Here is a 14,401-nt window from a genome sequence, read left to right as displayed (position 1 = left end):
CGGATATTCTTGAAAAAAAGAATGATAAGGATGGCGAGTTTCATAAGGCCTTTAAAATAAATATAAAACATACAATAAACATGAAGACAAAATTCTTTTACGGACTATTAAGTGTTCTGCTAATTGCCATTGCCATTGGGGTTTCTGGTTTTTTAATAAAAACGAAACCTGTGCCAAAAAAAGATGAAACAAAACACAATGAGATGTACGTTAAAACGGATCAGGTTAAATATGTAGATGTTAAAGCTGATATGACTTATAGAGGGCGTGTAACCGCTTATGATAATGTTTCCTTGGCAGCAGAGGTTAGCGGTAGAATTATGAAAGGTGATGTTCGTTTCAAAGCAGGTGAGCGCTTTAGAAAAGGTGATGTAATTGTACGCATCTATAGCGAGGATATTCAGGCCTCTTTAAAATCGGGTAAGAGTAGCTTTCTGCAAACACTTTCTACTATATTACCAGATTTGAAGGTTGATTACCCGCAGGAATTTGAAAAGTGGAACAATTTTTTTAAAGCAGTGGATCCAGCTAGGGGATTGCCCGATCTTCCGGAAGCAAATTCCGATAAAGAGAAGGTGTTTTTGGCTTCTACCGGTGTGCTGTCCGGTTATTACAGCTTGCAGCAGCAGGAAATACAACTGAAACGCTACACCATCAGAGCCCCTTTTAATGGTAGCTTTAAAACAGTAAGTAAGGAGATTGGGGCAGTTGCAAGTCCTGGTTCGGAGTTGGCAACAATTATTTGTTCCGACAAATTAGAGGTGGTAGTTCCTGTGTTTCCCAGCGATCTGAAATGGATGAAGAAGGGCGATGAAGTTAAAATAAGTAATATAGCAGGAATAGAAGAAAGTGCGATTATATCTCGCATTTCTGATTTTATTGTGGACCAATCAGTCAATGTATATCTTAGCTATGATGCTTCCGGTAAAAATAATATTATAGAAGGAGCCTATGTTGATGCGGTGTTTAGCGGAACAAAAGTGCCCGGCTTTGAAATACCTCGCGAAGCGATTGTGGATAAGTCTTTTGTGTATGAGTTGGTGGGTAATAAGTTACAGAAAACACCCATAGAGATTATTCGTCAATTGGAGGATATGACCATTATTTCCGGTGTTGAAGAATCAAAGCTGATTGTTACTGAATCACTGGCTTCTGTGAATCCTAATATGGAATATTTACCCAGATAAACGTTTTAATATCCCAGCGTCTGGTTCTCAGATAGATAAATAATTTAGTCTTCTTGTGAGACCCATATGCCCATTGAAAGAAAATAATACGCATGAAAAATATATTATCACAATTTGTAAAATATCCATTCTACGGAAAAATGGTGATTGTCATCTTTATACTCATTGGCGGTATATCGTTAATGAATATGCGCAAGGCGACATTTCCGTTGGTAGAATCAAAGACCATTACTGTTTCGGTTTCTTATCCTGGAGCTACTCCTAAAGAAATGGATGAGGGGGTGACCGCCTTGGTTGAAAATAGTATAAGGGGGATTTCTGGAATCAAAGAGTTTTCCTCAAAATCAAGGGAAGGTTCGGCTACGATTACGGTGACTGCTTTAACAGGTTACGACATGGATGAACTATTGTCGGATGTGAAAAATGCGGTGGATGGGATATCAAATTTCCCAGCTTCTGCAGAACGTCCTATCGTTTCAAAAGGGCGATCGAAGGATATGGCCATGTTCTTTTCTTTGACAGCAGAGTCAGGTAATGTACTCGACTTGAATGCTATGGCCAATAGGATTGAAGATGACTTGTTGGCCAGTGGAGAAATATCTCAGATCAGTATTTATGGAGTGCCCAGCAACTTAGAGCTAGCCATAGAACTGAATGAGACACAGATGCGCAGGTATAACCTTACTTTTACTGATATAAAAAACGCCATTGCTAATAATAATTTAGATTTGTCAGGTGGTACCATTCGTAACCCAAGAGAGCAGATCAAAGTGTTGAGTCGTCATCGTTCTGTTGATCCTGAAGAGATCAAACAGATTGTGCTGAAATCGAATACGGATGGTCAGCTGATTAAAATTGGTGATGTGGCTACGGTCAACTTACAGGTTCCTGAAGATCCCAGTAATGGTTATATCGACAAAAAGCCCAGTGTTACTTTTTTGATTCAGAAATTAATGACGGAAGACCTGGAGGCTATCTCCAATGTGTTACATGCCTATATCAAAAAATTTAATGCAGAAGACAATGGGTTTAAGTTAAGTGTGAAAATGGACTTTCTAACATTGATTGATGGTCAATTATCTATACTGATAGACAATGGTATTCTCGGGGTGATTCTGGTGATTCTTCTGCTGTCTTTATTATTGAATGTGCGGTTGTCGTTATGGGTGGCCTGGGGTATTCCTGCCTCGTTCTTGGGTATGTTTATCGTGGCCAACCTTATGGGGGTCACCATTAATCTTATCAGCTTATTTGGGATGATATTGATCATTGGTATTTTGGTGGATGATGGTGTGGTTATTGGTGAAAATATTTTTACGCATTTTGAGATGGGTAAATCGCCTCGGCGTGCTGCCATTGATGGTACCATGGAGGTATTACCTGCTGTATTTACATCTGTGGCGACAACCATTATTGCTTTTCTTCCTTTGTTTTTCATAGAAGGACAAATGGAAATGATGTTTGAGATGGCTTTTGTGGTGGTGGTTTGTTTAATTGTGTCTTTGCTCGAAGGTGTTTTTGTGTTGCCTGGACACTTGGCAAACCCTATGGTTCTTAAACCTCAAAACAATGAAACATTCTATGGTAAGGTTCGGGGCTTGGTTGATAAATATATATTCGGATTTAGGAATAAGGTCTATGCGCCTTTGTTAAATTGGGTACTTAAGCATAAAGGCTTGACAGTTGCTGGTGTATCATCCATGTTTATTCTCACTTTTGGATTAATTGGGGGCGGTATCATTTCCTTTACCTTTTTCCCACAAGGTCCTTCTGATATGTTTACCATTGATTTGGCTCTAAAGCCTGGAGTAAATGAAGAGATAACCAAAGAAAAGCTCTTTTATATTGAGGATAAGGTGTGGGAGGTGAATAAGGAATTGATGGAGGAGAATGGGGATACTATGTCCTATATCACATCGATGAGCACTAGTATGGGAAGTGCGTTCAGTGGAACGGAGTCTGGTACCAATGCTGGAATGATTCGTGTTTTCCTGAACTCGCTAGAAGGTACTCAGGTTTCGGATGAGTTACTTAAAAGAGAAATTTCTAATTCTACTTTAACAGATTAAAATGATCACTGAAAAAACGATAATTTAGTATTGTTTTTCTTTCGTAATAAACAGTAAATTAGTATATTGCAATTGAAACAAAGAACAAAACTCAAGTTTGCAATGGGTAACGGGCGAAAAACTTAAAAAAATATACGAATAATGGTAAAACACTGCTAGCGGTCAACAACCGACTTGAAGTGTATTTATCTGAATTTCAGCACCATTTTAAAAATAGAACAAAATCCAACTTCGACAAAGCTACTCAATACGTCGAAGGTCTAGCTTTAAGCGATTTGAAAAACATCGAACGCATCACTGAGACATTAAACGCAGACTACCATAAGATGCAGCATTTTATCACCGAATCCAATTGGGATGCAAGAGCTGTCATCGACCAAATAGCAAATCAGGTAGACCAATCACTCCCAAACCAAAAATTAAAAGGATTACTCATAGACGAAAGCGGATGGGTGAAAAAAGGTGACAAAAGCATTGGTGTTGATCACCAGTATTGCGGGAACGTTGGGAAGACTGCAAACTCGCAGGTTGCAGTTTTTGGTTGCTTGTGCACGGACAAATATGCAGCGTTGGTCGACACGAGACTGTACCTTCCAAGGTCATGGTGTACTAACAACGCCAGGTGTGAAACTGCTGGCATCCCCAAAGAGGACAGGGTTTTCAAGACAAAACCGGAGCTGGCTACAGATATTGTGAAGCACCAACTGGAAATGGGTATCGAGTTCGATTACGTTGGGGGGGATGGACTTTATGGCAATGACCTTGCGTTTACCCGTTCGGTTGAGGATATGGGTTTGGTGTACATGCTTGACATTCATAGCGATCAAAAAATCCACCTTGAAAAACCAGAACTACATATTCCAGAGCGAAAGAGCAATCGTGGGCGCCCACCCAAAAGGCCGAAGGCAAGCACCCCATCGGTAAACGCTAACGAATATATAGAAACGCTTACAAACAAGGACTGGAAAAAGCTTGACATTCGTGATTCTGCCAAGGGAAAGCTGAAGGGATTGTTCCATTTTAAGACAGTTTACATTTGGGATAAGGTTCAGAACATTGTTGAGAAACGGTTGCTGGTCATTTCGAAAAGAAAGACAAAGCAGGGAGTAGAAATAAAATATTCGTTCACTAACGCAGAACTTGCTCAATACACGCATCAGGCGCTGGCATACATGCAGGCACAACGCTTTTTCATTGAGCATAGCTTCAAAGAGCAAAAACAGATAGTAGGCTTGGATCAGTTCCAAACCCGCAAATGGCTGTCATGGCATCACCAAGTAGCCCTCAACTTAATGGTGGGCAGCTTTATGCTGAAAGAAAAACTATTGAATCAAGACGAAGTCCCATTGTTGTCGGCAAGAGACATTATGGATTTTATGGTATACAAATTTTATCGTGAAATGACCGATGAACGGATGCTGGAAAAACTGCAGCAGCGACATGAAAAGCGACAGCGTGACATAGACCTCTGTTATTCAAAGCAATAAATCTGTTAAAGTAGAACTAATAAGATAGGTAAGATTCCTGAAGCTTATAAGTTTGCGGTTGGGGCATCCAACCGTTTTGGAGCACCTGTATCTATTAGTTTATTGGGCTATGATCCGGATGAGCTGGAACAGGCTAAGGATGAGTTGGAAACAGAGCTTACGGAGATGCCTGCTTTGTTTAATATTACCAATAACAGCCAAATAGGGAGTCAGGAGTTGCGCTTGAAATTAAAACCGGAAGCTTATGCCTTAGGCTTAACCAATAAGTCATTGATGGCAGAGGTGCAACAAGGTTTCTACGGAGGTCTGGCACAGCGCATCCAAGAAGGAAAGGATGAAATATGGGTGTATGTGCGATATTCTCGTGATAACAGAGAAACTGTGGGGCAACTCGAGAATATGCTTATTCACACCAGCAAAGGTAATTATCCTTTAGGGCGTGTGGCCGAAATATCTTCTGCCCGTAGTTTGAGTACTATTAATCATTTTAATGGACGTCGTGAAATTAGGGTGGATGCTTATCAGAAGGATCAGAGCCAGTCTGTCCCTGATATATTGAGTTATATCGAAGAAAGTATTCTGCCTAAGATCATAGAAAAACACCCTGATGTAACTTATATGCACCAAGGACAACAAAAGGATACCAAAGAGCAGATGGGTAGCATGATGTTGTATTTTGGAGTGGCTTTTTTGGTGATTGTATTGGTCATTATGATTCATTTTAAATCTTTCCTTCAAGGGGTGTTGGTTATTGTTATGATTCCGCTCGGTTTTGTGGGCGCTATTTGGGGACATGGGTTTCATGATCAGCCCATCTCAATGATGAGTCTATGGGGGATGGTGGCGCTGTCTGGTGTTGTTATTAACGATGCCATTGTTTTTGTGTCTAAATATAACCAGAACTTGGAACATGGAATGAAGTTGATAGAAGCGATCAAGGACGCGGGTATGTCTCGCTTTAGAGCAATCTTTTTGACTACAGTGACTACAACAGCTGGTTTAATGCCTCTGATTTTGGAAAATAGTCCGGATGCAAGAATGTTGATTCCCATGGCCATCTCGCTGGCGTACGGAATTATGTTTGGGACTGTTTTTATTTTGATAGTATTACCGGTGTTGGTGGTGATTACAAATAAAGTTGTGTTGTTTATGTATAATGTTCGCTCCGAAGAGAAGTTGGCACCGGAGGATGTAGAAACAGCCGTTATTAACGCTAGGATTGAAGCAACTTTGCGCCGTAATATGGCCAAAGAATTTGATTAAAGTTTTATAAAAAATGAACATATGAGAATAATAAAGTATATCATTCTGTTACTTGTCTTATCAATTACTTGTGGCGGACAGGCACAAAAGAGTTTGTCGTTATCGGATGCGATAGCGTTGGGGCTTCAAAATAATTACGATCTTCAAATTACCAGGATGAGTGAAGAAGTGGCTTCCATTAATAATAGTTGGGGAAATACCGGAGCTTTGCCTTCTGTTAATTTTGATGTAACAGGACGTGAGAATTTTAATTATAACGATACGGAGGATTATCGCACACAAACGATTTCGCCGGATATGAGTTTGAATTGGCTTGTATTCAATGGTTTTTCGGCAAAAATAACCAAGCAAAAGTTAGAGGTGCTCGAGCAACAGTCGCAAGGAAATACCGCTGTTTTGGTAGAGAGTACTATTCAGAATATATTGGTAGCTTATAACAATTGCTTGTTGCAAAAGGAAATGGTGGGTGTTTATAAGCAGTTGAGTGATTTGTCAGAAGATCGCTATAAAAGGGCTGCCGATAGTAGAGATTTGGGTGCCAGCACAAGTTACGAAATGTTGCAGGCAAAAACTGCATGGCTCGAAGATCAGTCCAATTATTTGCAACAAAAGGTGAACTTTGAAAATGCGATACGTACGCTTAATTTCAATATGGCCGTGGAGGATGATGTAGTATGGGAGTTGACTTCGCCATTACAGATGGATATGCCGGATTATTTGATGGAGGATTTAAGCGCCAAATTATTGTCGAATAATAAGACCCTTAAGAATCAATATTTATACCAAAGCTTGCAGGCCAAGGAAATTGCTCTTGCTAAAAGCAATGTTTATCCTTCATTGAGTTTGAATACGGGTGTGGGTAAAACGTGGACGGATCATTATTATTCAGGAATTAGTCCTGATGTAAATCAAAACACAACTGATGCTTATGTGGGCTTAACGCTGTCCTTTAATATTTTTAATGGAGGTGTCACCCGTCGGAGTATTCAAATAGCAAAGATAAACGAGGAGGCGGCTCAGGTGGAAACCGGTCAGATGGAGCATAGCTTGAAGAATCAACTATTGCAGTTGTATAGTAATTATAATGTACAAAAAGCATTACTGAAGTTGGCCAATGAGAAAGAATCAACGGCCAAATTAAATCTTGATCTGTCAGAAGAGAAATTTAAAAATGGATCTATTAATTCGTTTAATTATCGGGATGTGCAAATTGTTTATATGAACGCTGCTATTGCTCGCTTTCAAGCAATATTTAACTTGATACAGTCTAACACAGAGTTGTTAAGATTAACGGGCGGTATTGTTGAGGAATTTGGTAATTGAAGCAATGTGAGTATCATCAACTCCCCCTCACAAAAAATAAAATACACTTCGGTGAGTTAGAGAGCCGCAGGCTTGAGACGAACTGAATGTTTTATTTCTACGTTTTTGCAACTTGTAAGGGCAATTTATCAGTTTGTGGTTGATAAGTTGCCCTTTTGTTTATGGTGTTCCATATGGTGTAACCCAAAACTGGATGGACGCCTCTACTTTTTTATCATCAATAAGGCATTAGAAAATCTATTACGAATTAAAATTGCTGCCAATCAAGTCGCCCGCTAACTTGTTTCAATTCACCATAGCTGGTGCTATGCCTCGTCTCAGAAAAGCCTTCTTTTATTGTCATTTCAACGCTCATAACATATATATAAATGTAGTTTTTGCACTAAGGAACCCCTTTTTAATTTAAACTTCTTCATTGTCTCTAGCCGACGGGCTTTTACTTTTAGTTCACGAAGGTTTATAATTTAAGGCGTTCATGATTTCCGCTTCGCTCCAATTTTTCTACATCAAAAAAAAGTAAACAAAAAATGCCGCCGCTGACCTGAAAAAGCTAAAAATGAGCGCACTCCGCTAAAAGGAACGCAAACTCGCTTCGCTCAGACAAGCATTCCTTTCTAAACGCTCCATTTGCCCATTTTTTTAACGCTTTTTCATGAAGGCGGAAGAACCTATTAAGTAAACGATTCCACGTTTTACATGTAGATATTAGTCACAAAAATCTTACTCAACATCTCTCATTCAATGAGCAATTCCCATTAAAAAAACATCTATCAGGGTAAAGACTGCAGGGTTGGCCAGAACAATAGCCCCGGGGCCGGCGCTGGCGAGAGGCTTGATGGTGGCGAGCTGGAAAAGATGTTAGCTTGTTAGGTCGTTAGGTTGGCGAGCTGGTAAAGTTGCGGAGTTGGTAAAGTCGTGGAGCAGTTGAAGTTGTTATAGTTGTATTTCTCATTTAATAAATATCTTCCATTAATGTACAAAGCTATCAATTAATGAACCGCAGGGCAGGCCAGAACAATTGCCGTGGCCGGAATTGGAGCTCGGTGCCGGGGAGGTAGTGATCTATTGTTCTAGACCTTTTTGGTCCTTTTTGTGGCAATGACAATAACGAAGTTATCATGAGGACCTTTAAAACAAACCTTCCCGAATAATTCGGCGAAGCCTGATCATGAGGGCCTTTAAAAATAAACCTCTCCGAATAAAAAGGACATATCGATAAGCAGCAAGAGCAAGGTATGCATTAAAAGAATTAATCTATCCTCTCCATACAGAAACAATATTTTCAATTTATGAACAATTTCAGGTAAAACATAGAAAGTTCTCAACTTATAAAAATCCATATTCAAGAACTCTCATCTAAAGAATATTTTCCATATAAATATCCAACTATCAGTTAATGAACCGCAGGGTTGGCCAGAACAATAGCCCCGGGGCCGGCGCTGGCGAGAGGCTTGATGGTGGCGAGCTGGAAAAGATGTTAGCTTGTTAGCTTATTAGCTTGTTAGCTTGTTAGGTTGGCGAGCTGGCAAAGTCGTGGAGTTGTTGAAGTTGTATTTCTCATTTAATAGATATCTTTCATTTGTATATGGAACTATCAGTAAAAGACCGCAGGGTTAGCCAGAACAATAGCCCCGGGGCCAGCGTTGGCGAGAAGTTTTCCTGGGCGCACTTGAGGTGGTAGTGCGGTTGGCCTAGCGCGAAAGAAGTGTGTGTCGGACGGAAAGGGAAGCTGATGCCGGGTCGGTAGTGATCTATTGTTCTAGACCTTTTTGGTTCTTTTTGTGGCAATGACAATAACGAAGTTATCATGAGGACCTTTAAAACAAACCTTCCCGAATAATTCGGCGAAGCCTGATCATGAGGGCCTTTGAAGATTAAACCTTCCCGAATAAAAAGAACATATCAATAAGCAGCTAGAGCAAGGTATGCATTAAAAGAATCAATCTATCCTCTCCATACAGAAACAATATTTTCAATTTATGAACAATTTCAGGTAAAACATAGAAAGTTCTCAATTATAAAAAAACATTTTCAATAAATGAGTAATCCCCATTTAAATACCCAACTACCAGCAAATCAACTGCAGGGTTGGCCAGAACAATAGCCCCGGGGCCGGCGCTGGAGAGAAGTTTTCCTGGGCGCACTTGAGGTGGTAGTGCGCCGGACGGAAAGGGAAGCTGATGCCGTGGAGGTAGTGATCTATTGTTCTAGACCTTTTTGGTCCTTTTTATGGCAATGACAATAACGAAGTTATCATGAGGACCTTTAAAACAAACCTTCCCGAATAATTCGGCGAAGCCTGATCATGAGGGCCTTTGAGGATTAAACCTTCCCGAGTAAAAAGAACGTATACATAAGCAGCAAGAGCAAGGTATGCATTAAAAGAATTAATCTATCCTCTCCATACAGAAACAATATTTTTCATTTTATGAACAATTTCAGGTAAAACATAGAAAGTTCTCAACTTATAAAAATCCATATTCAAGAACTCTGATCTAAAGGATATATTCCATTAATGTACAAAGCTATCAGTTAATGAACCGCAGGGCAGGCCAGAACAATAGCCCCGAGGTCGGCGTTGGCGAGAGGCTTGATGGTGGCGAGTTGTTAAGTTGTTGAAGTTGTTAAGTTGTTGAAGTTGGTGAGCTGGTAAAGTCGTGGAGTTGTTGAAGTTGTATTTCTCATTTAATAGATATCTTTCATTTGTATATGGAACTATCAGTAAAAGACCGCAGGGTTAGCCAGAACAATAGCCCCGGGGCCAGCGTTGGCGAGAAGTTATAACCCGGAAAATGCATTAGAAAATCTATTACGCCTTTAAATGGCTTCAAAAGAAGTCACTTCGTTACTTTTCTTCAACTCACCATAGCTGGTGCTATGCCTCATCTCAGAAAAGCCTTCTTTTATTGCCATTTCAACGCTCATGACGAAGTTCTAATACATCATCCGGGTTTCTGGGCGCACTTGAGGTGGTAGTGCGGTTGGCCTAGCGCGAAAGAAGTGTGTGCCGGACGGAAAGGGAAGCTGATGCTGGGTAGGTAGTGATCTATTGTTCTAGACCTTTTGGGTTCTTTTTATAGTAATGATAATGACACAGTTATCATGAGGGCCTTTGAAAAATATACCTTCCCGAGTAATGACGCAGTTATCATGAGGACCTTTAAAACAAACCTTCCCGAATAATTCGGCGAAGCCTGATCATGAGGGCCTTTGAAGATTAAACCTTCCCGAATAAAAAGAACATATCAATAAGCAGCAAGAGCAAGGTATGCATTAAAAGAATCAATCTATCCTCTCCATACAGAAACAATATTTTCAATTTATGAACAATTTCAAGTAAAACATAAAAGTTTTCAACTTATAAAAATCCATATTCAAGAACTCTGATCTAAAAGATATCTTTCATATAAATACCCAACTATCAGTTAATGAACGGCAGGGTTGGCCAAAAAAATAGCCGTGGCCTGCGTTGGCGAGAGGCTTGATGGTGGCGAGCTGGAAAAGATGTTAGCTTGTTAGCTTGTTAGCTTGTTAGGTTGGCGAGCAGGTAAAGTCGTGGAGTTGTTGAAGTTGTATTTCTCATTTAATAGATATCTTTCATTTGTATATGGAACTATCAGTAAAAGACCGCAGGGCAGGCCAGAACAATAGCCGTGGCCGGAATTGGAGCTCGGTGCCGGGGAGGTAGTGATCTATTGTTCTAGACCTTTTTGGTCCTTTTTATGGCAATGACAATTCGGCGAAGCCTGATCATGAGGGCCTTTTAAAATATACCTTCCCGAGTAATAACGAAGTTATCATGAGGACCTTTTAAAATATACCTTCCCGAATAAAAAGGACATTAACGGAAGTACCAATGCTGCAGCAGAATCTTTCAATACAAAAGTAAAGGATTTCAGAAGACAATTCAGAGGTGTTGTTGATGTAAAGTTCTTCTTGTTCAGATTAACGAAAATCTTTGCATGACAACTATAAACAAGATTTATGGCCAACTTCTGGCACTGACCCAATAATTAGATAGAGAGTTTTATATGATCTTTGAAAGAAAATGATAATCAGTTGAAAAAATAATGTTAAAATTCTTGTGTAATGTGCAAAAGAATGTAAATTTGCAAACAGAACAGACCAGAACAGATAAAATTTAAACCATGCAACTAATAGGATTTGATATAGGAAGTTCATCGGTGAAGGTATCGGTGTTAGATGTAGAAAGCGGAGAAACGATTTCTTCGGCACAATATCCCGAGCGGGAAATGGAGATTACAGCGTTAAAGCCTGGGTGGGCTGAGCAGGATCCCGAAATGTGGTATCAGAATTTGAAGAAAGCTTGCCAAAAAGCAATGGCCAAGGACGGTGTTAAAAAAGAGAAGATAAAAGCCATTGGTATTTCGTATCAAATGCATGGTTTGGTCATAGTGGATAAAAATGGTAAGGTGCTTCGTCCTTCTATTATTTGGTGTGATAGTCGTGCCGCTCAATATGGAGCAAAGGCTTTTGAGGAGTTAGGCGAGGAGTGGTGTTTGCAAAATTTATTGAATTCACCAGGTAATTTTACGGCATCAAAATTAAAGTGGGTCAAAGAGAATGAGCCTGCTTTATATGGTCAGATTGATAAAATCATGTTACCCGGCGATTATATTGCATTCCGTATGACCGGCGAAGCAGTCACCACGATGTCAGGTCTTTCGGAAGGTATGTTTTGGGAATTTCCTAAGGATGGTTTATCGGACACATTGATGGAATACTATGGATTCGATTCGTCTTTTATTCCAGAGGCAATGACTTCGTTCTCAGATCAAGGAACGGTAATGGATGCCATTGCAGAAGAATTTGGTTTGCCCAAGGGAATTAAAGTGAGCTATCGGGCCGGTGATCAACCTAATAATGCCTTTTCGTTGAATGTGTTAAACCCAGGAGAAGTGGCGGCAACAGGAGGTACTTCAGGTGTTGTATATGGGGTGACAGATAAGAATGTATATGATGAAGACTCACGTGTCAATGCTTTTGCACATGTAAATCATCATATGCCAACACCTAGTCTGGGTGTACTTTTGTGTATCAATGGGACTGGGATTTTGAATTCATGGATGAATAAAAATGTGGGTAGTGAAGTGAGTTATCCTGAGATGAATGACATGGCAGCCGGTGTTCCTATTGGGTCAGAAGGTTTGACTATTCTTCCCTTTGGAAATGGGGCTGAGCGCATCTTGAAAAATATAGATTATGGTTCCCAGATCAATCATTTAAACTTCAATGTACATACACCGGCACACATGTATCGTGCAGCCCAGGAAGGTATTGCATTCTCCTTTAAATACGGGATGGATATTATGAATGATATGGGTATCAAGAGTGAGTTGATTCGAGCCGGACAAGCAAATATGTTTTTGAGTCCTATTTTTCAGCGCACGGTATCTAACGTTTCAGGAGCTACCATTGAATTATATAATACGGATGGGGCGGCAGGAGCTGCCCGGGGAGCAGGAGTTGGAGCAGGTATTTATAAAACCTTTGAAGAAGCATTTGGCGGATTGAAAAAGGTTGAAACAATAGAACCAAACCCGCAAGAAAAGGATGCTACGATGGAAGCTTACCAAAAGTGGAAGTCTGCTTTGAATAAATTATAAAAAAAATAAGTTAAATTATTAATCTCTAAATTACAAAACGATGGACGTTTTAATTGGTAATAAGGAATATTTTAAAGGTATTGACAAAATTAAGTTTGAAGGACCGGAATCAAAAAATCCCTTGGCTTTTAAGTGGTATGATGAGAACCGTGTTGTTGCAGGGAAAACGATGAAAGAGCATTTACGTTTTGCCATTGCATATTGGCATACATTCTGTGGTGACGGAGGTGATCCTTTTGGTCCAGGAACCCAGGTTTTTGAGTGGGACAATGCTTCAAATCCAATGGATGCTGCGAAACAAAAAATGGATGCTGCCTTTGAATTTATTACTAAAATGGGAGTGCCTCATTACTGTTTTCATGATACGGATCTTGTCGGTGACGGTTCTGTATTAGAAATTGAAAAAAGATTAACGCAGATTGTTGATGTGGCAAAAGAAAAACAAGCTGCCTCCGGTGTAAAATTACTTTGGGGTACAGCCAATGTATTTTCAAATCCTCGTTACATGAACGGTGCAGCTACCAATCCTGACTTTAATGTGGTGGCCAATGCAAGTGTGCAAATTAAAAATGCCATTGACGCTACCATAGCTTTAGGTGGAACCGGTTATGTATTCTGGGGAGGACGTGAAGGGTATATGAGCTTGCACAATACCAATATGAAGCAAGAGTTGGATAACCTGGCTCGTATGTTGGGAATGGCACGTGATTATGCACGTAAGCAAGGATTTAAAGGTACTTTCTTTATTGAACCTAAGCCAATGGAGCCAACAAAGCACCAGTATGATCAGGATGCACATACAGTTATTGGATTTTTGAAAAACTATGGTTTGGATAAAGATTTTAAATTAAATATAGAGGTGAACCATGCCACATTGGCTGGACATACCATGGAGCATGAGTTGAGGGTGGCTGCTGATAATAATATGTTAGGCTCTATTGATGCCAATAAAGGTGATTATCAAAATGGATGGGATACAGATGAGTTTCCAACCAATATCACTGAGTCTACTTGTGCAATGCTTGAGGTATTACAAGGTGGTGGTTTGATCGATGGAGGTATCAACTTTGACGCGAAAGTGCGCCGTAATTCGACAGACTTAGAAGATATCTTTATTTCGCACATTGGGGGTATGGATGTGTATGCCAGGGCTTTGGTGATCGCTGATAGAATCATGAAAGAATCGGATTACCTAAAAATGAGAGCAGACCGTTATGCTTCGTTTAATGCAGGTAAAGGAGCAGACTTTGCTGCTGGAAAATTAACGCTTGAGGATCTTGCAAAAATAGGTAAAGAGGTGGGTGAGCCCGCTATGTTAAGCGGTAAACAAGAGCTTTACGAACAAATGTTAAATTGGTATATGTAGATTTAATAGCAAACTGAGACGGGTTGATCACCGTCTCGGTTTTTTGTCTTGGTCTATTGGAAAAAGTATTTACAATTAT

At 40.0% G+C, this 14,401-nt stretch carries 7 protein-coding genes; all 7 read left to right on the top strand.

The window, feature by feature from the left end; all coding sequences use genetic code 11:
* Positions 1-80: 80 nt before the first annotated feature.
* The 7 genes from CYTFE_RS0110505 (at position 81) to xylA (ending at position 14,322) form a co-directional block, all read left to right on the top strand.
* Positions 81-1,187 (top strand): efflux RND transporter periplasmic adaptor subunit, encoded by a 1,107-nt coding sequence (locus CYTFE_RS0110505; RefSeq protein WP_027471750.1) that lies wholly within the window; start codon positions 81-83, stop codon positions 1,185-1,187.
* Between the two features lie 92 nt (positions 1,188-1,279).
* Positions 1,280-3,256: an efflux RND transporter permease subunit gene (locus CYTFE_RS26095; RefSeq protein WP_052343141.1), complete on the top strand. Its 1,977-nt coding sequence runs from the start codon at positions 1,280-1,282 to the stop codon at positions 3,254-3,256.
* A gap of 179 nt (positions 3,257-3,435) precedes the next feature.
* Positions 3,436-4,743, top strand: coding sequence for an IS701 family transposase (locus tag CYTFE_RS0110495; RefSeq protein ID WP_027470370.1), 1,308 nt, complete (start codon positions 3,436-3,438; stop codon positions 4,741-4,743).
* 24 nt (positions 4,744-4,767) lie between these two features.
* Positions 4,768-6,006, top strand: coding sequence for an efflux RND transporter permease subunit (locus CYTFE_RS0110490; RefSeq protein ID WP_081735966.1), 1,239 nt, complete (start codon positions 4,768-4,770; stop codon positions 6,004-6,006).
* A gap of 21 nt (positions 6,007-6,027) precedes the next feature.
* Positions 6,028-7,329, top strand: a complete 1,302-nt coding sequence (locus CYTFE_RS0110485) for a TolC family protein (protein WP_027471748.1) — start codon at positions 6,028-6,030, stop codon at positions 7,327-7,329.
* 4,148 nt (positions 7,330-11,477) lie between these two features.
* Positions 11,478-12,956, top strand: coding sequence for a xylulokinase (locus CYTFE_RS0110470; RefSeq protein WP_027471747.1), 1,479 nt, complete (start codon positions 11,478-11,480; stop codon positions 12,954-12,956).
* A 40-nt stretch (positions 12,957-12,996) separates the two neighbouring features.
* Positions 12,997-14,322: a xylose isomerase gene (gene xylA / locus CYTFE_RS0110465; RefSeq protein ID WP_027471746.1), complete on the top strand. Its 1,326-nt coding sequence runs from the start codon at positions 12,997-12,999 to the stop codon at positions 14,320-14,322.
* Positions 14,323-14,401: the final 79 nt, after the last annotated feature.

Origin of the sequence: Saccharicrinis fermentans DSM 9555 = JCM 21142 (assembly GCF_000517085.1) — a bacterium.
GTDB classification, from domain to species: Bacteria; Bacteroidota; Bacteroidia; order Bacteroidales; family Marinilabiliaceae; genus Saccharicrinis; species Saccharicrinis fermentans.
The sequence above is the reverse complement of the archived record's forward strand: the minus strand, read 5'-3'. Positions and strand labels throughout refer to the sequence as shown.